Here is a 23,985-nt window from a genome sequence, read left to right as displayed (position 1 = left end):
GAAGCATGGATTCAGGCGATCGGCGGCTGCACAGGGTGATCTACACGAGCCGCCTGCATGGCGAGGCGCTGGCCACCGAGGAAGAGACGGTGGCGCGCATCGTCGATTCCGCGCGCCGCAACAACCCGCGCCGCGGCGTCACCGGCGTGCTGGTGCATGGCAAGGGCGCCTTCGCCCAGGTGCTGGAAGGACGGCCCCTGGTGGTGCGCGGCCTGCTGGCCGTGATCCAGCGCGACACCCGCCACACCGCCATGCGCATCGTGGAGGTGGAGGTGGTGGAAGACCGCATCTTCCCAGCCTGGAGCATGGCCCTGCTGCGGGACCTGGACCAGGTGCCGCCGGAATTCGCGGATGGCAATGCTTCCCTGCTGATGCTCATGCGACTGCGGGCGCTGATACATACGGGGGCGCTGAGCACCTGAGACGGGCGGTAACCTCTCGGAAGGGTCGTCCCAGATAAGATACGCGCGTCACCATACGCGAGAAATCCCATGCAAGGCCGATCCGCTCCGTTGATGCGAATCATCTACACCAGCCGCCGCGCCGCCGGGACGATGCATCTGGAGGAGGAGGCGCTGGTGGAGCAGATCCTGGGCGTGTCCCGCCCCAAGAACGCGATCTGGCGGCTGTCGGGGCTGCTGGTGTCCGGCAATGGGCGTTTCGCGCAGACGCTGGAGGGCCCGCCCGACATGGTGGCGGGGATGCTGGACCTGATCCGGCAGGATGAGCGGCACCACGACCTGCGGCTGCTGCACCAGGCGCCGACCCCGGCGCGCTGCTTCGCCACCTGGACGATGGCCTATCTCTCGGACCTCGACATGATCCCGCCGGAGATGGGCGCGGGCCATGATGCGATGAGCCTCGTGCTCACCCTGCGCGGGGTGGTGCGGGGCGGGCCCGCGGCCTTCGCGGCGACCCCCTTCGGCGGGATGCCCCAGGCGGCGTGACGGCGCCGCCTGACACGAAAAAGGGGGACGCCTGCGCGCCCCCCTTCCCTGCCCTGGCCGGATGGCCAGGCTTACTTCTGCAGGCTCTGCACGATCTGCTGCGTGACCTTCTTGGCGTCGCCGAACAGCATCATCGTGTTGGGGCGGAAGAACAGCTCATTCTCCACGCCGGCATAGCCGGATGCCATGCCGCGCTTGACGAAGAACACGGTCTTCGCGCGCTCCACGTCCAGGATCGGCATGCCGTAGATGGCGCTGGTCTTGTCGGTCTTGGCGGCGGGGTTCGTCACGTCATTCGCGCCGATGACGTAGGCGACGTCGGCATCCGCGAATTCCGCGTTGATCTCCTCCAGCTCATGCACCTCGTCATAGGGGACGTTGGCTTCGGCCAGCAGCACGTTCATGTGGCCGGGCATGCGGCCCGCGACGGGGTGGATGGCGTAGGAGATTTCCGCGCCTTCCTTCTTGAGCAGGTCGGCCATTTCGCGGACGACCTGCTGCGCCTGGGCCACCGCCATGCCGTAGCCCGGCACGATGATGATCTTCTGCGCGTTCTTCATGATGTAGGCCGCGTCTTCCGGCGAACCGGCCTTCACGGGCGCACGGTCCGCCGTGCTCGCGCCGGGGCCCGCCGCCGCGCCGCTGTCGCCGCCGAAGCCGCCCAGCAGCACGTTGATGATGCTGCGGTTCATGCCCTTGCACATGATGTAGGACAGGATGGCGCCGGAAGCACCGACCAGCGCGCCGGTCACGATCAGCAGCAGATTGCCGATGGTGAAGCCGATGCCCGCCGCCGCCCAGCCGGAATAGCTGTTCAGCATGGACACGACGACCGGCATGTCCGCGCCGCCGATCGGGATGATCAGCAGGAAGCCCAGCGCGAAGGACAGCAGCGCGATCAGCCAGAACAGCACCGGGCTGCCGGTGATGACGAAGGCGATCACCAGCACCAGCAGCAGCGCGCCCAGCGCCGCGTTGAGCATGTGCTGGCCCTTGAAGATGATGGGCGAGCCGGACATGCGGCCATCGAGCTTCGCGAAGGCGATCACGGAGCCGGAGAAGGTGATGGCACCGATGGCGAGGCCGAGCGACATTTCCACCAGGGACGCGCCCTTGATGTTGCCGACGGTGCCGATGCCGAAGCTTTCCGGCGAATAGAAGGCCGCCGCCGCCACGAAGACCGCCGCCATGCCGACCAGGCTATGGAAGGCCGCGACGAGTTGGGGCAGCGAGGTCATCTGGATGCGCTGCGCCAGCACCGTGCCGATGGTGCCGCCGATGGCCAAGCCCGCGAGGACGATGACGATGCCGCCCGCGCCCATGCCGGGCTTCAGCAGGGTCGCGACGATGGCGATCGCCATGCCGACCATGCCGAACAGATTGCCCTGGCGGCTGGTTTCCGGGTTGGACAGGCCGCGAAGGGCCAGGATGAAGAGGACCGACGCGACCAGGTAGGCGAGCGTCGAGAGCGTCTGTGCCATGGGCTCAGCTCCCCTTCTTCTTGAACATGGCGAGCATCCGGCGCGTGACCATGAAGCCGCCGAAGATGTTCACCGAAGCCAGCGTCACGGCGAGGAAGCCGAAGATCTTGGCGGCGATGCTGTCGGACAGGCCGGTGGCGAGCACCGCGCCCACGACGATGACGGAGGAGATGGCGTTGGTGACGCCCATCAGCGGCGAATGCAGCGCCGGCGTCACGTTCCAGACCACGTGGTAGCCGACGAAGCAGGCGAGGAGGAAGATCGTCAGCAGCAGCAGGAAGGGCTCGGCGGCGGCGGCCACGGGGGCCGCGGCCTCCGCCAGGCGGCGCGCCTGCTCGGCCAGGGTCAGCGCCTCATTGGCGCGGGCCGAGGCCTGGTTGGCGATATCAATCGGGTTCATGGAGACGCTCCTCAGGCCGAGGCCAGCGAGGGGTGGACCACGGCGCCGCCGCGGGTGAGCGTGACGCCCTTCACGATGTCATCATCCGCCGGCATCGCGGGCTTCTTCGCTTCCTTGTCCCAGAAGGTGGTCAGGAAGGTCAGCAGGTTGCGCGCATAGAGGGCGGAGGCGGCGGCGGGGATGCGGCCGGGCCAGTTGGTGAAGCCCAGCACCTTCACGCCATTCGCCGTCAGCGTCTGTTCGCCGGGCTGCGTGACGGCGACATTGCCGCCGGCATCCGCCGCGATGTCGACGATGACGCTGCCGGGCTTCATGGAGGCGACCATCGCATCCGTCACCAGAATCGGCGCCTTGCGGCCCTGGACCAGCGCCGTGCAGATGACGATGTCCTGCTTGGCGATGTGGGCGGCGACGACCTTGGCCTGCTCGGCGTAGAAATTCGCGGAAAGCTGCTTGGCGTAGCCGCCCGCGGTCTGGGCCGCCTTGCTCTCCTCATCCTCATAGCCGACGAAGCTGGCGCCGAGGGACTTGATCTCCTCCTTCGCCGCCGGGCGGACGTCGGTTGCGGAGACGCGGCCGCCGAGGCGCCGCGCGGTCGCGATGGCCTGGAGGCCCGCGACGCCGGCGCCCATGACGAAGACATTGGCGGCGCTGATCGTGCCGGCCGCCGTCATCAGCATCGGGAAGGCCTTGTCGAAGGCGCCCGCGGCTTCGACCACCGCGCGGTAGCCCGCCAGGTTCGCCTGGCTGGACAGCACGTCCATGGACTGGGCGCGGGTGATGCGGGGCGCGAGTTCCATTGAGCAGGCATCGATGCCGCCGGCCGCATAGGCCTCCGCCATCGCCTTGTCGGCCTGGAGCGTGCCGATCAGCACGGCGCCGCGCGGGATCAGGGCGAGTTCATCGACCTCACCCTCCCCAGCGCCGAGCGGGGCGCGGACCTTCAGCACCAGGCCCGCACCGGCCAGCGCGGTGGCGGCATCGGCCGCGACCTCCGCGCCCGCTTCGGCGTACTGGGCGTCCGGGATGCCGGAGGAGAGGCCGGCACCGGCCTCCACCGACACCGTGCATCCCATGGCGATGATTTTCTTAACCGTCTCCGGCGTGGCGGCCACCCGTGTCTCCGCCGCGCGCCGTTCGCGCAAAACCGCAACGCGCATCAATGCGACCCCCATGCTCGACCAAACGTGCTCAGCCAAAGCGGCGGGCCATATGAACGGCTGTTTCACCAATGGCAAGCGCGCCGGGCTTGGCGGCGCACAGGAATCCGCGCCATTCTCCGAACCTTTGCAAAAAAGGGGGCGCGGATGCTGTTCCGGGAAGCGGCGGATGGCAGCTGGCTGGCCGTGAGCCAGCCCATGCATGCCCTTGTTTCCGGCCAGATGCTGCGCGAATGGGGCGCGCCTGGCTTCGCCATGCCGGAGCCCTTCGAGGATGTGGCGACGGCCGCCGCCCATCACGATGTCGGCTGGATGGGGTGGGAGGCCGCGCCGACGCTCGACCCCTCCACCGGGCGGCCGCATGTGTTCCGGGCCGTGGGCGCGCGACTCCATGCGCCGATGTGGGCGGAGGGCGTGGCCCGCGCCACCGCAAGCTGGGGGCCCTGGGTCGGACTGCTGGTCAGCCGCCATGGCAGCCTGATCTATTCCCACTACGACGACCGCCACCAGGACCATCCGGAGGACGGCCCCGCCGCGCGCCACTACCGCGAAAGCCAGGCCGCGGTTCAGGCGGCGCTGATGGAGCAGGTCGGCGCGACCATGGCGCAGGTGGAAGCCGCTTCAGCCCTGGTGGCGGTGACGGATGCGCTGAGCCTGGCGGTCTGCGGCGGCATCGCCACCATGGGCGGCGTGGGCCGCGCGCCGATGGCGGATGGCAGCCTCGTGCCGCTGGCGCTGGAGGAAGGCGATGGCGTGCTGGCCATCGCCCCCTGGCCCTTCCGGGTGAAGGAGGTGCGGCTGTCCTGGCGCGGCCGGCGCTTCGGCCGCGGCCAGGTCTGGATGACCGAAGCCGCGATGCGCGCCAGCCTGGCCGCCGCGCCGGTCGAGGAAGTGACGGCGAGGCTGGTGCCGGGCTGAGGGTATTGGGTCGCGCGATTCAGACTTTTCGGCGATTCCGCCTCAGATCATCGCGCTCTACGCCGCCCGCAGCGCGCCCAGCGCCTGGCCGATGCCGCCGCGCAAATCCTGGCCCTGGCGCGCGACTTCCGTGCTGATGACCTGAAGGTCCCGCACGGCGCCGGAGGTCGCCTCCACGCCCTGGCGCAGATGCACCACCGCTTCGGAAACGCGGGTGGTGCCGCCGGCGCCGACGGTGGCACTGCGGGCGATCTCCTGCGTCGCGGCGCCCTGTTCCGTGACGGCGGCGGCGATGGACTGGGCGATCGAATCGACCTCCCCCACCACCGTGCCGATGCCGCGGATGGCGTCCACCGCGCCGGCGGCGGCGCCGCGGATGGCCTCGATCTGGCTGGCGATCTCCTCGGTGGCCTTGGCGGTCTGGCCGGCCAGGGTCTTCACCTCCTCCGCCACCACGGCGAAGCCCTTGCCGGCCTCACCGGCGCGGGCGGCCTCGATGGTGGCATTCAGGGCGAGGAGGTTGGTCTGGCCGGCGATCCCGCTGATCAGGCGGACGACGTCGCCGATCTTCGCCGCACTATCCGTCAGGCCGCCAACGGCGATGTCGGCGCGGCGCATCTCATCCACCGCGCGGCGGGCGACGGCGGCGGCATCGTCCACGCGGCGGGTGATCTCGTTCACCGACATGGAGAGTTCCTCGGCCGCGGCGGCCACGGTCTGGACATTGCCGCTGGCCTCGGCGGCGCCGGCGGCGACTTCCTGCACCTGGGCGGAGGCGGTTTCCGCCGTGCCGCGCAGCACGGTGGTGGCGCCGGCCAGGTCGGTGGCGGATCGGCCCAGCGCCTCCACGATGCCGCCGACCGCATGCTCGATCGAATCGGCGGCGCGGCGGGTGGTCGCGATGCGGTCGCGTTCCGCCTGTTCGCGCATGGAAGCGGCCTCGGCCTCCAGCCGCTTCGCGTCGAGCAGCTTCGCGTGCAGGACCGTGGCGGCGGCGGCGATGCGGCCGACCTCATCCACCCCGGCGGGGGGCAGCGTCACCTGGTCCAGCTTCCCCGCCGCCATGGTGTCGATGGCGGCGGTCAGGCGACGGAGCGGCTGGGCGACGGTGGCGCGGACGCGCCAGAGGATGAGAGAGAGGACGAGCACGACGGCGATGGCGGTGGTGACCAGCAGCAGCATGGCGGTACGCTGGCCGGCGGCGATGGAGGCGGCCGTTTCCCGTTCGAGCACGGCGGTCAGGGCATCGTTCAGCTGGTCCAGGCCACGGTTGAAGGCTTCCCGGGCGCTCCGGTTCTGGTCGTTGTTGCCGGCGCGGTCGGCGGCTTCCCGCCCCTGCTCCACCCCGATCGTGGCCAGTTCCGCGCGGAAGCGGATGAAGTTGCGCACCGCGGGCTCCACGCTGGCGGCCATGGGCTGCAATTCGGCCGGCAGCACGCCGCGCAGCGCCTGCCATTCGGTTTCGGTGTCGCGCAGATGGGCGCGGAGGTTGGTGGCGAAGCGTTCGGCCTGGGCGCGATTGGCGGCCATGTAGAGGCCGCGGCTTTCCATCACCACCGCGTAGATCGCGCCGCGCATGCGTTCGATCATCGGTCGCGCGCTGGCCTGGGCGCGCAGAACCTCCGCGCTTTCGCCCTGCCGGCGATCGGCCTCGAAGGCCACGAAGGCCCCGCCCAGGGCCACCAGCCCGAGGATGGAGGCAAGGATGGCGAAGCGGGCGCCAATGGTGCGGAACGCGGTCAACGACATGGAACACTCCTGGCTCCGCACAAGTATGCGCGAGGAGTGTTGGCCAAGGCTTAACGGCGCCAAAGCATCGCCTGGAAGCTATGCAACAGGCGGGATTCGTCTATCCCGCCCTCCCGCATCAGCCGGGCGGTACCCCCGCCGCCGCGACCGCCGCCGCCTGGCGTTGCGCCACGGCCTGTTCGGAGAAATCCTCGACCAGTTCCATGAACAGGCGGTGCCAGTTCGCCTGGGCGCGGAGCCGGAAGAAGACGCTGCCGAGGCCGATGGCCGCGCGGTCCATCAGCGGGAATTCGGCGGGAATCTTCACGCCGCCGGTGCGCTTCAGCCCCTCATGCACCTTCTGCGCCACGCTGCGCCCGTAGCCGGGGTCTTCCGACGGGGTGATGGAGCGGACGCGGTCCTCGACCAGCGGTTCGTAGAGGAAGCGCGCCCAGAGGTTCAGCACCTCCATCGTTTCCTTCGACAGGTTGCGGAAACCCCAGATGCCATAGGCATGGGCCGCCTTCTCGATGTCATGGTCGCGCACGGCCTCGTACAGCATGACCACGCCGGTGACGAAGCTGGCGGGGAAGATGCGGATGACGCCGAAATCGAACAGGTTCACGCCATGGCCGACTTCCGCATCCGGCCGCACCGCGTAGTTGCCGAGGTGCGGATCACCATGGATGACGCCGTAGCGGTAGAAGGGCACGTACCACGCCTTGAACAACGCGCGGGCATAGGCGTTGCGCTCCTCCTCCGGCGGGTCTTCCTCCAGCCGGCGCAGGATGGGGCGGCCCTGCAGCCAGGTCATGGTCAGCAGGCGCTTGGTCGTCAGTTCCGGGATGGCTTCCGGCACGGCGACGCCGGGCGTGTCCCGCAGCATCGCGCCGTAGAGGCGCATGTGCGAGGCCTCGCGCTCATAATCCAGCTCCTCCCGCAGCCGGGCGGCGAGTTCGCTGTAGGCATCGGCGTTGTCGAGGGTGTTGTCCATGCGGCGGAAGACGCCGAGCGCCATCTTGAGCTGGCGGAGATCGGCTTCCACCACGGAAGGCATGTCCGGGTATTGCAGCTTGCAGGCGACCTCGCGGCCATCCGGCAGGGTCGCGCGATGCACCTGGCCGAGGCTGGCGGCGGCCGCGGCTTCCTGGCCGAAGCTCTTGAAGCGGGACTGCCAGGCGGGACCGAGTTCGCCCTGCATGCGACGGCGCACGAAGGCCCAGCCCATGGCGGGCGCGTTGGATTGCAGCGTCGCCAGTTCCTGGGCGTATTCTTCCGGCAGGGCATCCGGCACCGTGGACAGGAACTGCGCAACCTTCATCAGCGGACCCTTCAGCCCGCCCAGGATCTGCTTCAGGTCTTCCGCATGCGCGGCCTTGTCGGTCTTGATGCCGAGGTAGCGTTCCCCGACCGCGCGCGCCGCGATGCCACCCACGGCGCCGGAGGTGCGGACCATGCGCCGCATCTCTCCGAACAGGGTCGAACCCTTGTCGTTATCGGCCATCGCGATCAGCCCGCCTGTTCGAGTTCGTCGATGAAGCCGGAGATCACATCGAGCCCCTTGCGCCAGAAGGCGGGGTCGGAGGCATCGAGGCCGAAGGGCGCGAGCAATTCCTTGTGCCGTTTCGTGCCGCCGGCCTTCAGCATCTCCAGGTACTTTTCCTGGAACCGCGGATGCCCTTCGCGGAACACGCCGTAGAGCGCATTCACCAGGCAATCCCCGAAGGCGTAGGCGTAGACGTAGAAGGGCGTGTGCACGAAGTGCGGGATGTAGGCCCAGTAGACGCTGTAGTCCGGCGTGAAGTCGAAGGCGGGGCCGAGGCTTTCGGTCTGCACCTGCATCCAGATCTCGCCGATCCGCTCATGCGCGACCTCGCCCTTGCGGCGTTCCTCGTGCAGCAGCGTCTCGAACCGGTAGAAGGCGATCTGGCGGACCACCGTGTTCAGCATGTCCTCCACCTTGCCGGCGAGCAGCGCGCGGCGCTTCCGCGGGTCGGTCTCCGCGTCCAGCACGGCGCGGAAGGTCAGCATCTCCCCGAACACGCTGGCCGTCTCCGCCAGCGTGAGGGGCGTGGAGGACATCAGGTAGCCCTGCTGGGCGGCGAGCACCTGGTGGACGCCATGGCCGAGTTCATGGGCCAGCGTCATCACGTCCCGCGCCTTGCCGTGGTAGTTCAGCAGCAGGTAAGGGTGCGCGCTCGGCACCGTCGGGTGTGCGAAGGCGCCAGATGCCTTGCCGGGGCGGAGTGCGGCGTCGATCCAGGGCTTCTCGAAGAACGGCGCGGCGATGCGCTCCAGCTCCGGGCTGAAGGCGCCATAGGCGGCGCGGACGCGCGCCACGGCTTCCGGCCAGGGGATGGTGGTGTCCGCATCATCCGGCAGCGGCGCGTTGCGGTCCCAATGCATCAGCTTCGGCAGGCCGAGCCACTTGGCCTTCATCCCGTAGTAGCGGTGGGACAGGCGGGGGAAGCTTTCCCGCACGGCGGCGACGAGGGCGTCCACCACCTCATCCTCCACCATGTTGGCGCGGTTGCGGGATGAGGTGGCGCGGGGATAGCGGCGCCAGCCATCGATGATCTCCTTGTCCTTGGCGAGGACATTGGTGATCAGGCTGAACAGCCGCACGCGGTCGCCGAAGGCCGCCGAGACGCCCTTGGCGGCGGCGGCGCGCACCGTGCGGTCATTGTCGGAGAGCTTGTTGAGGGCGGCGGAGACGGTCTGCTCCTCACCGCCCACCTCGACGCGCATGGAGGCGACGGTCTCATCGAACAGGCGGTTCCAGGCGGAACGGCCCGTCACCTCCTTCTCATGCAGCAGCTTCTCCAGATCGTCCGACAGCTGGTGGGCGCGGAAGACGCGGAGGTCCCGCAGCCAGGGGCGCCAGCGGGCCAGGGCCGGGGAGGAGAGCATCTTCTGCTCCAGCGCCGAATCCTCCAGCCGGTTCAGTTCGAGGGTGAGGAACAGCAGGTGGCTGCTGATCGTCGTCACCCGTTCCTGGATGGTCTGGTAGAAGCGGCCATTCTCCGCCGACTGGGCATCGCCGGAGAAGACGAGCTGGGCGAAGGACATGGCCCGGCCGAGGATCTCCTCGATCCCCTCATAGGTGGTGATGGCGGCGGCCAGGGCATCGCCGGACAGGGCGGCAAGACGGCCGGCATGGGCGGCCTCGAAGCTGCGGGACTCGGCTTCCGCCCGGTCGAGGTCGGCGGTCAGGCGCGGATCATCCGGCGCGGCGTAGAGGTCGGACAGGTCCCAGGCCGGCAAAGCCTGTGCGGCGGCCGGCGGGGATGCCATGGAGGCGGCGGAATCGGGGGCGTCGGTGCGGGTCTGGGTCACGTCCTGCATATAGCCCGCCATGGCGCGAGGCCAACGGGTGCGGGCGCGATCCTTTCAGGCCCGCGGCGCAAAAGCCGGGCAGGCCCAAGCCGGGCAGGATCAGGGCGGGGCCGGCCCAAGGCGGGACAGGCCCAAGGCGGGCCAAACACCGACGAACCGCCCATCGCCGAAGCCGCCATCAACGAAGCGGCAAACTGTTTCGGCGATGGTCGTTTCGACTCCATGGAAGATCTGCCCATGCGCATCCGGCTTCTGTTCATCATCGGCTTCTGCCTCGTCGCCATTCCGGGCCTGCTGGCCAGCCTCTGGGTGGCCGGGGAGGCGGTGCGGGACCAGCGGCGGGTCGGCAGCGCCATGGCCCAGTTGCAGGCGGTGGCGGATTCGCAGCGCGCCGTCAGCGCCATCGCGGTGGAAGTGGGCGCCTTCGGCACGGTGCTGCGCCAGGCGGCCCCGGACCGGGCACAGCTGAACGGCGATGCGGAGGCGACGCGCCGGCTGATGCAGGCCGCCGCCGGCAGCGCGACGGCGGCGGGGCTGGATGGCGGCGCCATCGCCCGCCTGGCCGCGGAGCTGGACGCGGTGCGCGGCCGCGTGAACCAGGCGCTGGACCAGCCGCTGGACAGGCGGGATGCCGGGCTGGCGGCCGCGGCCGTCGCGGCGCGCAACCGGGCGGTGGAAGGGCTGCTGGCGATCGCGACCCAGGGGGCGCAGGGCGTCGCGCGGGCGGAGCCGGAACTGGCGCTGCTGGTGGAGGTCTCCTCCGCCGTCATGGACCTGCGTGACGTGGTCGGGCGCCGCAACGCGCAGATCCTGGCCTGGCTGAGCGGCACGCCGGTGCAGATGGACGCCTTGCTGGGCGCCCAGGCCGCGACGGGCCGGGCGGAGCAGGCCTGGCTGGCGGCGCAGCGGTTGATCGAATCCGTCCCCGCCAATGCGGCGCTGTCCGACGCGCTGGCCCGGCAGCGGCAGAGCTATGCCGGGCGGGATGAGGGCGAGTGGCGCCGCTACATCGGCATCGCGCAGCGCCGCATGGCAGCGCCGGAGACGGAGTTCGGCATCACGGTGCAGACCTACCGCGACTGGTCGCGCGGGGCGCAGGCCTCCATCCTGGAATTGCGCGACGCCGCGCTGGCGGCGGCGCTGCGGGGCGGGGAGGCGGCGGGCGCCGCGGCGGCGCGGGCGCTGTGGCTGGCGCTGGGGCTGGCGGCGCTGTGCTTCGCCCTGGCGCTGGGCGGCGCGCTGCTGCTGCTGCGCCGCCTGGTGGCCCCGATCCGGGACCTGACCGTGACGGTCGGCCGGATCGCCGGCGGCGACCTGGCGGTGGCGGTACCTGGCCAGGGGCGGACCGACGAGTTGGGCGAGATGGCGGTGGCGGTGGAGACGCTGCGCGCCGGCAGCGCCGAACGGGTGGCGGAGGCCGAGGCGCGCGCGGCGGAACAGGCGCAGCGCCTGGCGCGCGCGGAACGCGTGGACGCCCTGCTGCGGCAGTTCGAGGAGAAGGCGGGATCGATGCTGGAAGGCGTCGCCGCCGCATCGACCGAGCTGAACGCGACGGCGGAAGGCATGGCCGGCATCGCCGCCGATGGCAGCCGCCACGCCGCCGCGGTGGCCTCCGCCGCCGACCAGGCGAATGGCGGGGTGCAGACGGTGGCCGCGGCGGCGGAAGAACTGGCTGCCTCCTTCGGCGAGGTGACGCGCCAGATCCGCCATGGCTCCGACCAGGCGCAGGCGGCGACCGGTGCCGCGGAACAGGCGGGCCATACCGTGCGCGGCCTGGCGGAGGCGGCGGAGCGGATCGGCGACGTGGTGCGCCTGATCAGCGACATCGCGGGGCAGACCAACCTCCTCGCCCTGAATGCGACGATCGAGGCCGCGCGGGCAGGAGAGGCCGGCAAGGGCTTCGCCGTGGTGGCCGGGGAGGTGAAGGCGCTGGCCGCCCAGACCGCCAAGGCGACGGAGGAGATCGGCAGCCAGATCGCCGCCATGCAGGCGGAGACGGGGCGCACCGTCAGCGCCATCGCCGAGATCTCCCGCATCATCGCGGTGGTGGGGGAAGCGACCAGCCAGGTCGCGGCCACGGCATCCGAACAGGCGGAAGCGACGCGGGAGATCACGCGGGCGGTGGCGGAAGCGGCGCGCGGCACGGCCGATGTCTCCGGCCATGCCAGCGGGGTGAACGCGGATGCGGACCGCACCGGCCAGGCGGCGGCGGAGGTGCGGACGGCATCCGCCGACCTGTCGCACCAGGCGGAAAAGCTGCGGGCGGAGGTCGGCCGCTTCATGGTGGAATTGCGGGCGGCCTGACGCTTCGTTGCGGCGACGATCCTTGGCCCCTTTCGCCGGGCCGGGGTCGTCGCCATCTGCCGCGCCGGGGGGGCGCATGGCCTGCCGCGCCGCCGCGGCGCATGGCATGGTGCCCCGGATAACGGGGGAGCGTCTTCAGGGCATGAGCAGCGCCAAGGCTGATGGCTGGACCAGCCTGCCGCAGATGATGCTGGACCTGTCGCGGGGCTGGCATGGGCGGCCGATGCTGCGCGCCTGGCAGGACAAGGACTGGCGGCAGGTGACATGGGGCGAATTCGCCGCCCGCACCGCTTCCCTCGCCGCCTTCCTGCGGGCCGAAGGCGTGGCGCCGGGCGACCGGGTGCTGCTGGTGAGCGAGAACCGCCCGGAATTCCCCATCGCCGATACCGCCATCATGGCGATCGGCGGCGTGACCGTGCCGACCTACACGACCAACACCATCGACGACCACGCGCATATCCTGCGGGACAGCGGCGCGACGGCGGCCATCGTCTCCACCCGCAAGCTGGCGGCGACGGTGGCGGCGGCCTCCGCCCTCGCGGGGCGGCAGCTGGACCTGCTGCTGTGCATGGAGGGCGAGGCACTGGGCGCCGCGCTGGTGAGCCATGCCTGGGCGCGGGCGGAGGCGACGCCTTCCGACCCCGCATCCCTGCTGGCGGAGGCGGAGTTGATCCCGCCCGGCCGGCTGGCCTGCATCGTCTACACCAGCGGCACGGGCGGCCTGCCCAAGGGCGTGATGCTGCCCCACCGCGCCATGCTGTCCAACCGCGAAGGCGTGGCCAGCCTGGCGCGCAAGCTGCACCTGGATGGCACGCCCTACCTGTCCTTCCTGCCGCTGTCGCACAGCTACGAACACACGGTGGGTGGCTTCCTGCTGCCGTCGCTGGGCGTGGAGGTGGTGTATTCCCGCGGCGCGGACCGGCTGGCGGCGGAGTTCCAGGAAATCCGCCCCAGCATCATCACCGCCGTCCCCCGGCTGTTCGAGGTGCTGCGCGGCCGGATCGAGGCCGGGGTGGAGAAGGAGGGCGGCTACAAGGCCGCGCTGTTCCGCCGCGCCTTGGCACTCGGCCTGCGCAAGCTGGATGGGCCGCCGCTGGGGTTGCTGGAACGCGCGCAGGATTTCGTGCTGGACCGGCTGGTGCGGGCCAAGGTGCGGGACCGCTTCGGGGGCAAGCTGCAGGCCATGGTGTCGGGCGGCGCGCGGCTGGACCCCGACCTCTCCGGCTTCTTCCTCGCCATGGGGCTGCCGGTGATCCAGGGCTATGGGCAGACGGAGGCCGGGCCGGTCATCAGCGTGAACCCGCCCTGGGCCATCCGGCGCGAAACGGTGGGCCCGCCGCTGCCGGGGGTGGAGGCGCGGATTGCCGATGACGGCGAACTCTGCGTGCGCGGCGATCTGGTGATGGATGGCTACTGGAACGACCCGGAGGCCACCGCCAAGGCCCTGCGCGATGGCTGGCTGCACACCGGCGATGTGGGGGAGATCGGCACCGGCGGCTACATCCGCATCACCGACCGCAAGCGCGACTTCATCAAGACGCTGGGCGGGGACATGGTGAGCCCCGCCAAGCTGGAATCCCTGCTGATGGCGGAACCCGAGATCGCCCAGGCCGTGGTGGCGGGCGAAGGCCGGCCCGGCATCGTCGCGCTGCTGGTCCCGGCGGAGGGGATGGAGGAGAAGGCCAAGGCGGCGGTAGAGCGGGTGAACCGCAAGCTGTCCAGCATCGAGCGCATCCGCCACACGGCGGTGGTGCCCCCCTTCTCCGTCGAAAACGGGATGCTGACGCCGACGATGAAGGTGAAGCGCCGCGTGGTGCTGGAATTGCACGCGGCGGTGACGGAGGGGCTGTTCAAGCGGTGAGTTGACACGCCGGAGCCCTATCGACCACCGCTATCCGACCAGGCGCACGTTTCCTACCCTCCTTCGGGCCCTGTCTGGGCGAAACGAACGGAGGGAAACAGAATGATAGGGAATGGCGATACGGGCGGAGAGCGGACTCTGGTCGTGCGAAGCGACGGCGGGATCGGCTTTTTCGGCTCAATGGTTCTGATGGCCATCGGCATGGTCGCCGGCGCCTGGCTCATGCCGAGCTTCGGCAGTGTGGCGGACTTCGCCCAGGAGTTACTGCGGCGGACCAGCATGGCAGCGCCGTCCTCCCGCGGCCCTGCTTGTGACCAGGCCACCTTTGCCTGCCTCCAGGTCCGGCAACGCGACCTGACTGCAGCGGAAAACCGCGTGGAAGAGGCCATCGCGCAACTGCGCCCGGCGAGCGAAGCCGTGGCGGAGTTGATCCGCACCCATGAAACGCGGCACGCGCAGAATGAAGTGTTCCTTGCTGAGGGGCGTAACATCCTTAACCGCGTCGACGACCCAGCCATACCGGTGCGTTTCGTTGGCACCAGCTATCCGAATCGGGACATGCTGTTGCGCCAGTTGCATGTGCTGTGGAGGGAGCGTGAAGCAACGGAGCAGATCCTCGTGACGGCCAAGGCGCAGCGCGAGGCGATCCAGCGCCGCTATGACGCTCTGCTCGTCGCCCGCAGCGAAGTACGTTCTGCTGCTTCGATGTTGCCCGCGCAGCTTGAACTAGCGCGAGCCAACGACGCCATGGTGCTGGTAACGGGCACGCTGGGGGCGATCGACACGGCCATGCAAGGGATCGAGGCGCCAGCGCGCGGCGTCGAATCGCTGATCCGTACCACGGATGAACTGGTGCGTGCGGGGCGGGCGCGGCAGGCACCTCAGCCGGCAGCGCAGGATCTGCCGGTCAACGGCCTTGATGCCTTCTTGCAGCGGCGAAGCTGAGACCGGGTCGCGGCCCCTGGCCAGGGGCCGCGATATCCGGGCTAGACGTGTCGGGTCAGCCCGCCATCGACGCGCAGGCTCTGGCCGGTGACGTAGGAGGCGTCGTCGGACAGCAGATAGGCCACCGCCGCCGCGATCTCCGGCGCATGGGCGTAGCGGCCCAGCGGGATGCGGACGCGGCGCGCTTCCTTCTCCGGCAGGCTGTCCACGAAGCCGGGCAGCACGGCGTTCACGCGGATGCCCTGCGGCGCCAGCGTATCGGCGGCGAGCTTGGTCCAGGCCCCCAGCGCGGCGCGCAGCGTGGTGGCGGGGAAATCACCCTCCGGCTCCAGCGCCGCGTAGGAAGACAGGTTGACCACGGCACCGCCGCCCTGGGCCTGGAAGGTCGGCAGCACGCAGCGCAGCGCGCGGATGGCGCTCAGCATCACCATGTCGAAGCCGGCATGCCATTGCGCATCCGTCAGGTCGAAGAGCGGCGCCTTGGGCGGGTGGCCGGCATTGTTCACCAGCGCGTCGATGCGGCCGAATTTTTCCAGTGTCCCGGCGACGAGGCGCTCGATGTCGGCGACCTCGGTGACGGAACCCGTGACGCCGAGTGCCTCGGGCAGCGTGGCGGCGAGCTTTTCTGCGTTGCCCGAAGGGGACATGACGGCGACGCGCCAGCCATCCTTCGCCAGGCGCTGCGCGACGGCGGCGCCGATGCCGCGTCCTGCCGCCGTGACGATCGCGACCTTGCCGGCCATCAGTGGTCGCCGCCGCCGGGGCGATAGGCACCGTTGTCGGTCGGGCGGAGTGCCGCGAACATCTCGGTGACCTGCGAATAATCGCGGTAGCCGCAGCGGGCGACGGCTTGGGCCTTCACCGTGTCGAACAGCCCGTCCGTCAGGTAGTCTTCGTTGATGTGCACGCCGACGACCTGGCCGACGATCAGCCAGCCGCCGGTGCTGGTGCCGTCCACCGTGTGCAACTCCATCGAATGCACGACCTTGCATTCGAGCGCGGCGGGCGACGCCGCGACGCGGGGCGCGCGCACCATGTGGCAGGGCCCCTTCTCCAGCCCCGCGGCCTCGAACTCATCGACGCCCTGGCCGAGTGCGGCCGAGGTCGCGTTCATCGCGTCGAACAACGGGCGGGAGACCAGGTTGAAGACGAATTCGCCGGTGGCGATGGCGTTGGCGGCGGTGTGCTTCAGGCCATCGCTGCCGAACATGCAGAGCGGCGTGCGCGTCTGCACCATGTTGAAGAAGCTGTAGGGCGCGAGGTTCGGGCGCCCCTCGGCATCCAGCGTCGAGATCCAGCCGATCGGGCGTGGCGCGATGATGGCCTTGATGGGGTCGTGCGGCAGGCCGTGGCCGCTTCTGGGCTCGTAGAACATCGTTGTCGTCACATCCCCGGCATTGGTCGATCGAAGGCCTAGGGCCTGTGGACAGTTAACCTGCGGGCGCGTTCGGCGGTGCTTTTCCGCGCCTGCGGCGTCAGGCGGCTTGCCGATACCAAAGGGTATCGGCGGCGCCACCTTCCTGGCAGGCACGAAAAATCCCCCGCCGCCCGCATCCCGGGGCTAGCTGTCCACAGGCCCTGGCTGCCTGCTGCGGCTAGATACGCTTCGCCGGAACGGGAAAACAACCCCGGGCCGGCAGGCGCCGGGCGCCGCGCGGCGCTTCAGTGCATCGTCCTGCCGGCGGGAAAGGGGATGATCCGCCCGCTGGGGCGCAGGACCAGGCCGGCTTCCGCCATGGCGGCGGCGAAGCACCAGGCGGCGTGCAGCGCCAAGGGGACCGCCTCCTCCGGCAGCCAGTCGATCAGCACGGCGATGCCCGTGGCACGGTCCGCCGCCTGCAGCGCGGCGACCAGGCGCAGCATCGCTTCCTCATCCTCCCCCACGCCACAGCAGGTGCAGCAGCGCATGTCGATGAGCCGGATGGCCTGCGAGCCGATGATGACCATCAGCGCATCGAAGGCCGCCACGCCCGGCGCGCCGACACCCGCCATGGCGAAGAGGTCGCGGCAATCCGGGTGATCCTCCCCCGGGCGGATCAGGGGGGCGACCCAGCTTCGCAGCGTGGCGACGACGAAGAGCGCCGCGGCGTCGAGGTCCAGCGCGGCGCGCGCGGACTGACCATTCGCCGGGGGCACCGGATCGGATGCCGGGTCCAGGAGGAAGGGCGAGTAGGGGAATTTCGGCATCCGGGTTCTCCGATCGGCAGGCATCGTATTGCGAATGAGAGTCGTTCGCAAGTATGCTGCGCCACCCCTGCTGGAACCGCCGATGCCCGACACCCTTCCTCCCTTCGCGCCTCCTCCCTTAACGCCGGCCCTCGCTGCCCTGCTCGCCCGTGCCTCGGTGCCATCGCGGCTGTTGCGGGACCCGGGGCCCGATGATGCGGCGATCGGCGTCGCCGTCGCGGCCGCGCTGCGTGCCCCCGATCATGGCGGGCTGCGGCCCTGGCGCTTCGTGGTGGTCCGCGGCGCGGCGCGCGCGGCGCTGGGCGATGTGCTGGCCGCGTCGCTGGCGCGCAGGGCGCCCGATTCCTCGCCGGACCGGCTGGAGCTGGAACGCATGAAGCCGCTACGGGCACCCCTCGTCATCGTGGCGGGCGCGGTGCTGCGGCCCCATCATGCCGTGCCGGTCTGGGAGCAGGAGGCCTGCGCCGCGGCGGGCACCATGAACCTGATGAACGCGCTGGACGCGCAGGGCCATGGCGCGATCTGGCTGTCCTCCCCCGCGCTGCGCGATGACGCGGTCAAGGCCGCGCTGGGCTTCGCGGCGGGCGATGCGCTGCTGGGCTGGATCCATGCCGGCACGCCGGTGGCGGACCGCCCCCGCCCCGCGCGCCCCGGCGCCGACGCCTACTGGCGGGAATGGAAGGCTGAGGAAGGCCCGGCGTGATGTATCCGGGGCGCCATGCGGCGAACGCCGCGCGGGGCGCTACGCGGCGTTCGCCGCGCGGGGCGCTACGCGGCGTTCGCCGCGCGGGGCGTGCCGGGGCAAACCCCTTCGCGGCACAAGGAACCAGGCGTGAGGGCCCGGAAGGCACGCGCCTTCCGGGCAGGGCGCTACATGCCGAGCGCGCGGCGATAGAGGTCGAGCAGCGTCTCCTGCTCCTCCACCTCGGCGGGTTCCTTCTTGCGGATGGAGATGATCTGCTTGATCACCTTCACCTCGAAGCCCGCCGATTTCGCTTCCGCGAAGATGTCCTTGATGTCCCCGGCCAGGGCCTTGCGTTCCTCCTCCAGGCGCTCGACGCGCTCGATGATGGAGCGCAGGCGATCGACGGCAATGCCGCCCACCTCGGGGTCCGGGTCCTTCTCCTGGCGGTCACGGCTGGCGGCCGCTTCCTGCAGGTCAACGTCGCTCATCAAGGGTGCTCCGGGCAGTGCGGCCGCGCGCTTGAGGGGACGCGAGGCGGGGGTAGGAAGGGGCGCGATATACCCGGGGGCGAGGGGGGGCGCAAACCAGCGCCCACCCCTTCGGCACCCGCCGTCAGTGCCCCGGGTTGGTGGCGGCGAAGGCGGCCTTCTGCTCGGCCGTCGCCTCCTTCTGGTGCTTTGCCTGCCATTCCTTGTAGGGCATGCCGTAGATGATCTCCCGCGCATCCGGGTCGGTCAGGGGGATGCCCTTTTCCTCGGCCGCGGCGCGGTACCACTTGGACAGGCAGTTGCGGCAGAAGCCGGCCATGGTCATCAGGTCGATGTTCTGCACGTCCGGCCGGTCGCGAAGATGCTGCACCAGGCGGCGGAAGGCGGCGGCTTCCAACTCGGTCTGGGTCTGCTGGTCGATAGCGGGCATGGCTGGTCCTCCTCGGGCCACCCGATTTGGGCGCGGAGGACCAGCGGCGCCAGGGGTGCTACAGGTTGGCCCCCTTGATCGCGGCGATGACGGCGTCCGTGACCTCCGCCGTGGTGGCGGTGCCGCCGACGTCGCGGGTGCGGATGCCCGCCGCGCAGACGCGCTCCACCGCCTCCATCAGCAGCCGGCCGGCGACGGGCTCGCCGAGATGTTCCAGCATCATCGTCGCGGTCCAGAAGGTGGCGACGGGGTTGGCGACGCCCTTGCCGGCGATATCGAAGGCCGATCCGTGGATGGGCTCGAACATCGAGGGGAAGCGGCGGCTGGGGTCGAGGTTGGCGGTGGGCGCCACGCCGAGCGATCCGGCGACGGCACCGGCCAGGTCGGACAGGATGTCGGCGTGCAGGTTGGTGGCGACGACGGTGTCGATGCTGCCGGGGCGCTGGATCATCCGCGCGGCCATCGCATCGACGAGTTCCTTCTCCCACGTCACCTGGGGAAAATCCTTCGCGACCTCGGCAGCGATCTCATCCCAGAAGACCATGCCGTGCTTCTGGGCGTTGGACTTCGTCACCACCGTCAGCAGGCGGCGGGGGCGGGACTTCGCGATCTCGAAGGCCGTGCGCATGATCCTTGTGACGCCGGCGCGGGTGAAGATCGCCGTCTCGGTCGCGATCTCCTCCGGGTGCCCGCGATGGGCGCGGCCGCCATGGCCGGCATATTCGCCCTCGCTGTTCTCCCGCACGATCACCCAGTCGATGTCACCGGGCTCCACGGCGCGGAGCGGGCTGGTGAGGCCGGGCAGCACGCGCGTCGGGCGGATATTGGCGTATTGATCGAAGCCCTGGCAGATCTTCAGGCGCAGGCCCCAGAGGGTGATGTCGTCCGGCAGGTCCTTGTCGCCGACCGCGCCGAAATAGATGGCGTCGAAGCGCTTCAGCGTCTCCAGCCCATCCTCCGGCATCATGCGGCCATTGGCGCGGTAGTAGTCGCTGCCCCAGTCGAAATGCTCGACATCCAGGGCGAAGTCGCCGCAGCGCTCGGCGAGTGCGCGCAGCACGGCGAGGCCAGCGGGGATGACTTCCTGGCCGATGCCATCGGCGGGGATGGCGGCGATCCGGTGGGTGCGCATGGGTGCGGGGCCTTATCGGTTGGTGGTATGGGTGGTGGGATGGAACGCGTCATGAGACAGGACCGGGTGCGTCCCGCCGAGCCCTCCCCTGCCCGGCCGAGCCTGGCGGAAGCCGCCTATGCCGCGCTGAAGGCCAGCATCCTGGAAGGGCTGCTGCCACCGGGGCATGAGGCGGTTGAACAGGCGATCGCCGACCAGCTCGGCATGAGCCGGACGCCGGTGCATGAGGCGGTTCTGCGCCTGCAGCATGAAGGCATGGTCCGCATCCTGCCGCGGCGCGGCGTGATGGTGCTGCCGATCGACCCGGAAGACCTCCGCCAGACCTACCAGGTGCTGATCGCGCTGGAGGGCGAGGCGGCTGCACTGCTGGCCGCGCGGGGCGCGGGGGCCCAGGGCACCCTGGCGGCAATGCGGGAGGCGACCGTTGCGATGGTGGCCGCGCTGGAGGCCGGCGACCGCGCCGGCTGGGCGGCGGCGGATGACCGCTTCCACCGCGCCCTGCTGGCGGGCTGCGGCAATCCCAAGCTGGCGCGGCTGGCGGAAAACGCGGCGGACCAGGCGCAACGCGCCCGCGCCGCCACGGCGGCCAGGCGGCCGGAGCCCGAGACATCCGGCATCGAGCACGACGCCATCATGGCCGCGCTGGCGGCCGGCGACCCGGAAGCCGCGCGGACGGCGCTGGCTCGGCACCGCGCCAGGGCAAGCGCGGATATCCTGCGGGCGCTGGGGCGTTAGGGCGTGCAGCCTGAACATCTTGCATGCGTTCTTCCATACCACGAAGAATTCCACAAGCGCGCCGGGCGCCGCCGCGGTTGATCGGCGCGGCCACGCCGTCATGATGCGCGCGACGCCGGGAGGGGCATGAATGGCCTGGGATGACGCCACCGCACGGGCGGCACTGGAGAAGCTTTTCGCCGCGGCGGTGGCCAGCGCCGATCCCCGCGTGGTGCTCGCCCGCCATCTGCCGGAGCCGCCCCGGGATGGGCGCGTGGTGGTGGTGGGCGCGGGCAAGTCGGCCGCCGTGATGGCGGCGGCGGTGGAGGCGGCCTGGCCGGAGGTTCCGCTCTCCGGCGTCGGCGTGACGCGCTACGCCCATGGCTCCCCGAAACAGCGGATCGAGGTGCTGGAGGCGTCGCACCCCGTGCCGGATGCCGCCGGGGCGGCGGGGGCGCGGCGGGTGCTGGATGCGGTGGCCGGGCTGACATCGCGCGATTTGGTGCTGTTCCTGGTCTCCGGCGGCGGATCGTCGCTGACGACCTTGCCGGCGGAAGGACTGACGCTGGATGATCTGATGGCGGTGAACCGGGCGCTGCTGGCCTCTGGCGCCACGATCAACGAGATGAACTGCATCCGCCGGCACCTGTCGGCTTTTTCCGGCGGTCGGCTCGCCGTCGCCGCGCATCCCGCCCGCGTCGTCACGCTGGCCATCAGCGACGTGCCGGGGGACGACCCGACCGTGATCGCGAGCGGGCCGACGGTGCCCGATCCCTCGACCTTCGAGGACGCCCGCGCCCTGGTGGCGCATTACGGCATGGTGCTGCCGCAGGCCGTGGTGGCGCATCTGGCGCTTGGCGCGGAGGAAAGCCCGAAGCCGGGCGATCCCCGGCTGGGCCAGGTCGATTACCGCTTCATCGCCACGCCGCGCATGGCGCTGGAAGCCGCGGCGGCCAAGGCCCGGGAACTGGGCCTGGCGCCGCTGATCCTGGGCGATGCGCTGGAGGGAGAGGCGCGGGAACTCGGCAAGGCGATCGCGGGCATCGCGCTCTCCGCCCACGCCCATGGCCACCCCCTGCCCGGCCCCTGCGTGCTGCTCTCGGGCGGGGAGACCACAGTGACGATCGGGAAGGAAGGCCACGGCCGCGGCGGGCGGAACGGGGAGGCGCTGCTGGGCTGCGCCGTGACCCTGGCCGGCACGCCGGGCATCTGGACGCTGATGGGCGACACCGACGGGATCGACGGGTCCGAGGGCAATGCGGGCGCGATCGCGACGCCCGACACCCTGGCCCGTGCCCGGGCGAAGGGCCTGGACCCGCGATCGATTCTCGGGCGACATGACAGCTATTCGCTGTTCAGCGCGCTCGGCGACCTGCTGGAACCCGGGCCCACGCTGACCAACGTCAATGATTTCAGGGCGGTGCTGGTGGCATGAGCTTCGAGACGCGGGCGCTGCCCGAAGCGCCGGACGTGCTGGCCCCCGATGGGGCGGAGGTGCGGCTGCTGGTCCGCGCCGCGGGCGGCACCATGGCGCATTTCAAGCTGAACCCCGGGGAGGTCTCCATGGCGGTGACGCACCGCACGGTGGAGGAGCTTTGGTATGTGGTCGCCGGGCGCGGCGAGATGTGGCGGCGGGATGCGACGCGGGAGGAGGTGACGCCCCTGGTGCCGGGCATCAGCATCAGCATCCCGCTGGGCACGGAATTCCAGTTCCGCGCGGCGGCGGACCAGGCCTTCGAGGCGGTGGCGATCACCATGCCGCCCTGGCCCGGGCCGGATGAGGCGGTGCATGTCGAAGGGCGCTGGACGGCTGTCCTGAAATAGGAACGGCCGGGGGATCGCTCCCCCGGCCGCTTTCGTTCAGCCCGGGACGCGGGAGATCAGCGCAGCACGATCTCGACGCGGCGGTTCTGCGGCTCCCGCACACCGTCGGCCGTCGCGACCAGCGGACGGCTCTCGCCGAAGGCCTGGACGCTGATGTTGCCGCGGGCGACGCCCTGGCGCTCCAGCTCGCTGGCGACCGCCGCGGCGCGGCGTTCGGACAGGCGCTGGTTGTACTGCGGCGTGCCGGCGCGGTCGGCGTGGCCGGCCACCTCGATCCGCGTGGTCTGCACCCGGCCGGAATTCTGCGCGGCGTCCGCGATGATCTGGCGGGCACGGTCCGTCAAATCGGCGCGGTCGAAGTCGAAGAACACCAGGTAGGTGCGCGCGGGCGCCGGGGCGGCGGCGACGGGCGCGGCCGGGGCCACGACCGGCGGCGGCGGCGGCGTCTGGCCGAAGGCGTAGCGGATGCCGAGCAGGATGGAGTGGTTGTAGTTCTCGCTGCGGGTATCGCCGCGGGAGACCGTGAAGGAACCACCGCCGCTGCTGGTATCGAGCTTGTGCTCCAGCGTGCCCATGAAGCGGTATTCCGCCGTGAAGGCGAGCCCCGGGGCCCAGGCGGTCAGCGGCACGGAGGCGCCGGCGATGGCCTGGTAGGCGAAGCGGCCATCGGTGCCGTCGGTGCGGACCTGGCCGCCGAGCACATTGGCGCGGACATTGTCGAATTCGCGCCAGACATAGCCGGCACCGACGCCGACATAGGGCTGGAAGGAGAAGCCGCCGAAGTTCAGGCCGAGGTCGAAATCATACAGCGCATTCGCCATCACACCGTAGCTGCGGGCCTTGCCGGTGGCGTTGGTGGTGCCGCCGAAGCCGGAGATGCTGTCGACCTCGTTCTCGCGGAAGCTGCCTTCGAGTTCCGCGCGGACACCGTTGCCGAAGCCGTAGCCCAGGCTGACGACGCCGACATAGCCCATGTCGAAGGAGATATCGCCGCGGGTGCTGCGGCCGCCGGCGGCGAGTGACTGGCCGAGCTGGCCGGTCGCCGAAAGGTCGGCATCCATCAGCCAGTTCACGCCGGCGCCGGCACCGATGTAGAGGCCGTTGACCTGCTGCGCCTGGGCCGCCGTCACGGGCAGCGCCAGCAGCGTGGTGGCGAGGAGGGTATTTCTGAGGCTCATGAGCGTGTCTCCGTGGGAAGGCCGGACGGGCTGCCCAGCGGCCGTGCTGGCCACCGTGTCCGCAGGTCCCAACGCGGTTCCCCGGAAAAGTCGCCAAGGCGAAAAATGATTCGGGGGGCCTGTGGCGGATGGGCCACACCCCCTGGTGGCCGGCGTGTAACACCCGGGCCGCGGCGCCACCGACACTTACGTAAATTAAGCTACAATCCGAAACTGGCATCCTTGGCTTATTTCACTTAAGGTAAGGCCATGCGCGACCCAGCCCTC

Annotated in this window: 23 protein-coding genes; 10 read left to right on the top strand and 13 right to left on the bottom strand. The window is 70.5% G+C overall.

Annotated features, from left to right (window positions below):
• The first annotated feature begins 5 nt into the window (after positions 1-5).
• Complete coding sequence (locus ACTIE5_RS14405; RefSeq protein ID WP_439550379.1) at positions 6-422, top strand: BLUF domain-containing protein; 417 nt, start codon at positions 6-8, stop codon at positions 420-422.
• A 93-nt stretch (positions 423-515) separates the two neighbouring features.
• Positions 516-947: a BLUF domain-containing protein gene (locus tag ACTIE5_RS14400; RefSeq protein ID WP_439550378.1), complete on the top strand. Its 432-nt coding sequence runs from the start codon at positions 516-518 to the stop codon at positions 945-947.
• Positions 948-1,018: 71 nt separating this feature from the next.
• Here ACTIE5_RS14400 and ACTIE5_RS14395 read toward each other — a convergent pair whose 3' ends face one another.
• The 3 genes from ACTIE5_RS14395 to ACTIE5_RS14385 are packed head-to-tail and all read right to left on the bottom strand — an operon-like array spanning position 1,019 to position 3,988.
• The gene (locus tag ACTIE5_RS14395) at positions 1,019-2,428 is read right to left on the bottom strand and encodes an NAD(P)(+) transhydrogenase (Re/Si-specific) subunit beta (RefSeq protein WP_439550377.1); all 1,410 of its coding nucleotides are present in this window, start codon (positions 2,426-2,428) and stop codon (positions 1,019-1,021) included.
• A 4-nt stretch (positions 2,429-2,432) separates the two neighbouring features.
• Positions 2,433-2,828: an NAD(P) transhydrogenase subunit alpha gene (locus ACTIE5_RS14390; RefSeq protein WP_439550376.1), complete on the bottom strand. Its 396-nt coding sequence runs from the start codon at positions 2,826-2,828 to the stop codon at positions 2,433-2,435.
• Between the two features lie 11 nt (positions 2,829-2,839).
• Positions 2,840-3,988, bottom strand: a complete 1,149-nt coding sequence (locus ACTIE5_RS14385) for a Re/Si-specific NAD(P)(+) transhydrogenase subunit alpha (RefSeq protein WP_439550375.1) — start codon at positions 3,986-3,988, stop codon at positions 2,840-2,842.
• A gap of 147 nt (positions 3,989-4,135) precedes the next feature.
• Between ACTIE5_RS14385 and ACTIE5_RS14380 the strand changes: the two genes are divergently transcribed.
• On the top strand, positions 4,136-4,906 hold the full coding sequence (locus ACTIE5_RS14380; RefSeq protein ID WP_439550374.1) for a DUF3891 family protein: 771 nt from the start codon (positions 4,136-4,138) through the stop codon (positions 4,904-4,906).
• Between the two features lie 57 nt (positions 4,907-4,963).
• On the opposite strand, the gene ACTIE5_RS14375 is transcribed toward ACTIE5_RS14380, so the two are convergent.
• From ACTIE5_RS14375 to ACTIE5_RS14365, 3 genes are all read right to left on the bottom strand, one after another.
• Positions 4,964-6,655 (bottom strand): methyl-accepting chemotaxis protein, encoded by a 1,692-nt coding sequence (locus ACTIE5_RS14375; RefSeq protein ID WP_439550373.1) that lies wholly within the window; start codon positions 6,653-6,655, stop codon positions 4,964-4,966.
• Positions 6,656-6,773: 118 nt separating this feature from the next.
• Positions 6,774-8,138 carry an ABC1 kinase family protein gene (locus tag ACTIE5_RS14370; RefSeq protein WP_439550372.1) on the bottom strand — a complete coding sequence of 455 codons (1,365 nt, stop codon included), beginning with the start codon at positions 8,136-8,138 and terminating at the stop codon, positions 6,774-6,776.
• Between the two features lie 5 nt (positions 8,139-8,143).
• On the bottom strand, positions 8,144-9,928 hold the full coding sequence (locus ACTIE5_RS14365) for a M3 family oligoendopeptidase (protein WP_439550397.1): 1,785 nt from the start codon (positions 9,926-9,928) through the stop codon (positions 8,144-8,146).
• Positions 9,929-10,207: 279 nt separating this feature from the next.
• On the opposite strand from ACTIE5_RS14365, the gene ACTIE5_RS14360 reads away from it, so the two are divergent.
• The 3 genes from ACTIE5_RS14360 (at position 10,208) to ACTIE5_RS14350 (ending at position 15,080) form a co-directional block, all read left to right on the top strand.
• Positions 10,208-12,274 (top strand): methyl-accepting chemotaxis protein, encoded by a 2,067-nt coding sequence (locus ACTIE5_RS14360; protein WP_439550371.1) that lies wholly within the window; start codon positions 10,208-10,210, stop codon positions 12,272-12,274.
• 142 nt (positions 12,275-12,416) lie between these two features.
• Positions 12,417-14,135: an AMP-dependent synthetase/ligase gene (locus tag ACTIE5_RS14355; protein WP_439550370.1), complete on the top strand. Its 1,719-nt coding sequence runs from the start codon at positions 12,417-12,419 to the stop codon at positions 14,133-14,135.
• Between the two features lie 144 nt (positions 14,136-14,279).
• Positions 14,280-15,080, top strand: coding sequence for a hypothetical protein (locus tag ACTIE5_RS14350; RefSeq protein ID WP_439550369.1), 801 nt, complete (start codon positions 14,280-14,282; stop codon positions 15,078-15,080).
• 41 nt (positions 15,081-15,121) lie between these two features.
• Here the strand turns inward: ACTIE5_RS14350 and ACTIE5_RS14345 are convergent, their stop codons facing one another.
• The 3 genes from ACTIE5_RS14345 to ACTIE5_RS14335 all read right to left on the bottom strand — a co-directional run bounded on the left by ACTIE5_RS14345 (position 15,122) and on the right by ACTIE5_RS14335 (position 17,267).
• Positions 15,122-15,823, bottom strand: a complete 702-nt coding sequence (locus ACTIE5_RS14345; RefSeq protein ID WP_439550368.1) for an SDR family oxidoreductase — start codon at positions 15,821-15,823, stop codon at positions 15,122-15,124.
• Entirely contained in the window at positions 15,823-16,455 is a 633-nt protein-coding gene (locus tag ACTIE5_RS14340; RefSeq protein ID WP_439550367.1) for a flavin reductase family protein, read from the bottom strand. The genes ACTIE5_RS14345 and ACTIE5_RS14340 overlap by 1 nt, the downstream gene beginning before the upstream one ends.
• A gap of 287 nt (positions 16,456-16,742) precedes the next feature.
• Complete coding sequence (locus ACTIE5_RS14335) at positions 16,743-17,267, bottom strand: hypothetical protein (protein WP_439550366.1); 525 nt, start codon at positions 17,265-17,267, stop codon at positions 16,743-16,745.
• Between the two features lie 82 nt (positions 17,268-17,349).
• On the opposite strand from ACTIE5_RS14335, the gene ACTIE5_RS14330 reads away from it, so the two are divergent.
• Positions 17,350-17,970, top strand: a complete 621-nt coding sequence (locus ACTIE5_RS14330) for a nitroreductase family protein (protein WP_439550365.1) — start codon at positions 17,350-17,352, stop codon at positions 17,968-17,970.
• A gap of 167 nt (positions 17,971-18,137) precedes the next feature.
• Here the strand turns inward: ACTIE5_RS14330 and ACTIE5_RS14325 are convergent, their stop codons facing one another.
• The 3 genes from ACTIE5_RS14325 to ACTIE5_RS14315 all read right to left on the bottom strand — a co-directional run bounded on the left by ACTIE5_RS14325 (position 18,138) and on the right by ACTIE5_RS14315 (position 20,002).
• Entirely contained in the window at positions 18,138-18,440 is a 303-nt protein-coding gene (locus ACTIE5_RS14325) for a DUF2312 domain-containing protein (protein WP_235951542.1), read from the bottom strand.
• 124 nt (positions 18,441-18,564) lie between these two features.
• Complete coding sequence (locus ACTIE5_RS14320) at positions 18,565-18,870, bottom strand: DUF1244 domain-containing protein (RefSeq protein WP_439550364.1); 306 nt, start codon at positions 18,868-18,870, stop codon at positions 18,565-18,567.
• A 58-nt stretch (positions 18,871-18,928) separates the two neighbouring features.
• Entirely contained in the window at positions 18,929-20,002 is a 1,074-nt protein-coding gene (locus tag ACTIE5_RS14315; protein ID WP_439550363.1) for a tartrate dehydrogenase, read from the bottom strand.
• A 51-nt stretch (positions 20,003-20,053) separates the two neighbouring features.
• Here ACTIE5_RS14315 and ACTIE5_RS14310 point away from each other — a divergent pair, with 51 nt between their 5' ends.
• The 3 genes from ACTIE5_RS14310 (at position 20,054) to ACTIE5_RS14300 (ending at position 22,540) form a co-directional block, all read left to right on the top strand.
• A complete protein-coding gene (locus ACTIE5_RS14310) occupies positions 20,054-20,737 on the top strand; it encodes a GntR family transcriptional regulator (protein WP_439550362.1) in 684 nt (227 codons plus the stop codon).
• Between the two features lie 130 nt (positions 20,738-20,867).
• Positions 20,868-22,151 (top strand): glycerate kinase type-2 family protein, encoded by a 1,284-nt coding sequence (locus tag ACTIE5_RS14305; RefSeq protein WP_439550361.1) that lies wholly within the window; start codon positions 20,868-20,870, stop codon positions 22,149-22,151.
• A complete protein-coding gene (locus ACTIE5_RS14300; protein ID WP_439550360.1) occupies positions 22,148-22,540 on the top strand; it encodes a cupin domain-containing protein in 393 nt (130 codons plus the stop codon). Before ACTIE5_RS14305 ends, ACTIE5_RS14300 begins: the two co-directional genes overlap by 4 nt.
• Before the next feature lie 56 nt (positions 22,541-22,596).
• Here the strand turns inward: ACTIE5_RS14300 and ACTIE5_RS14295 are convergent, their stop codons facing one another.
• Complete coding sequence (locus ACTIE5_RS14295; RefSeq protein ID WP_439550359.1) at positions 22,597-23,718, bottom strand: OmpA family protein; 1,122 nt, start codon at positions 23,716-23,718, stop codon at positions 22,597-22,599.
• Positions 23,719-23,985: the final 267 nt, after the last annotated feature.

The organism is Falsiroseomonas sp. (genome assembly GCF_051859025.1).
Taxonomy (GTDB): domain Bacteria; phylum Pseudomonadota; class Alphaproteobacteria; order Acetobacterales; family Acetobacteraceae; genus Falsiroseomonas.
The sequence above is the reverse complement of the archived record's forward strand: the minus strand, read 5'-3'. Positions and strand labels throughout refer to the sequence as shown.

Bases quoted from the DNA above. Each gene is read 5' to 3' on its own strand.
- ACTIE5_RS14360 (WP_439550371.1), top strand. From the start codon at position 10,208: ATGCGCATCCGGCTTCTGTTCATCATCGGCTTCTGCCTCGTCGCCATT.
- ACTIE5_RS14305 (WP_439550361.1), top strand. From the start codon at position 20,868: ATGGCCTGGGATGACGCCACCGCACGGGCGGCACTGGAGAAGCTTTTC.
- ACTIE5_RS14355 (WP_439550370.1), top strand. From the start codon at position 12,417: ATGAGCAGCGCCAAGGCTGATGGCTGGACCAGCCTGCCGCAGATGATG.
- ACTIE5_RS14380 (WP_439550374.1), top strand. From the start codon at position 4,136: ATGCTGTTCCGGGAAGCGGCGGATGGCAGCTGGCTGGCCGTGAGCCAG.
- ACTIE5_RS14400 (WP_439550378.1), top strand. From the start codon at position 516: ATGCGAATCATCTACACCAGCCGCCGCGCCGCCGGGACGATGCATCTG.
- ACTIE5_RS14375 (WP_439550373.1), bottom strand. From the start codon at position 6,655: ATGTCGTTGACCGCGTTCCGCACCATTGGCGCCCGCTTCGCCATCCTT.
- ACTIE5_RS14390 (WP_439550376.1), bottom strand. From the start codon at position 2,828: ATGAACCCGATTGATATCGCCAACCAGGCCTCGGCCCGCGCCAATGAG.
- ACTIE5_RS14345 (WP_439550368.1), bottom strand. From the start codon at position 15,823: ATGGCCGGCAAGGTCGCGATCGTCACGGCGGCAGGACGCGGCATCGGC.
- ACTIE5_RS14385 (WP_439550375.1), bottom strand. From the start codon at position 3,988: ATGCGCGTTGCGGTTTTGCGCGAACGGCGCGCGGCGGAGACACGGGTG.
- ACTIE5_RS14330 (WP_439550365.1), top strand. From the start codon at position 17,350: ATGCCCGACACCCTTCCTCCCTTCGCGCCTCCTCCCTTAACGCCGGCC.
- ACTIE5_RS14405 (WP_439550379.1), top strand. From the start codon at position 6: ATGGATTCAGGCGATCGGCGGCTGCACAGGGTGATCTACACGAGCCGC.
- ACTIE5_RS14395 (WP_439550377.1), bottom strand. From the start codon at position 2,428: ATGGCACAGACGCTCTCGACGCTCGCCTACCTGGTCGCGTCGGTCCTC.
- ACTIE5_RS14365 (WP_439550397.1), bottom strand. From the start codon at position 9,928: ATGGCATCCCCGCCGGCCGCCGCACAGGCTTTGCCGGCCTGGGACCTG.
- ACTIE5_RS14325 (WP_235951542.1), bottom strand. From the start codon at position 18,440: ATGAGCGACGTTGACCTGCAGGAAGCGGCCGCCAGCCGTGACCGCCAG.
- ACTIE5_RS14340 (WP_439550367.1), bottom strand. From the start codon at position 16,455: ATGTTCTACGAGCCCAGAAGCGGCCACGGCCTGCCGCACGACCCCATC.
- ACTIE5_RS14295 (WP_439550359.1), bottom strand. From the start codon at position 23,718: ATGAGCCTCAGAAATACCCTCCTCGCCACCACGCTGCTGGCGCTGCCC.
- ACTIE5_RS14310 (WP_439550362.1), top strand. From the start codon at position 20,054: ATGAGACAGGACCGGGTGCGTCCCGCCGAGCCCTCCCCTGCCCGGCCG.
- ACTIE5_RS14315 (WP_439550363.1), bottom strand. From the start codon at position 20,002: ATGCGCACCCACCGGATCGCCGCCATCCCCGCCGATGGCATCGGCCAG.
- ACTIE5_RS14335 (WP_439550366.1), bottom strand. From the start codon at position 17,267: ATGCCGAAATTCCCCTACTCGCCCTTCCTCCTGGACCCGGCATCCGAT.
- ACTIE5_RS14300 (WP_439550360.1), top strand. From the start codon at position 22,148: ATGAGCTTCGAGACGCGGGCGCTGCCCGAAGCGCCGGACGTGCTGGCC.
- ACTIE5_RS14320 (WP_439550364.1), bottom strand. From the start codon at position 18,870: ATGCCCGCTATCGACCAGCAGACCCAGACCGAGTTGGAAGCCGCCGCC.
- ACTIE5_RS14370 (WP_439550372.1), bottom strand. From the start codon at position 8,138: ATGGCCGATAACGACAAGGGTTCGACCCTGTTCGGAGAGATGCGGCGC.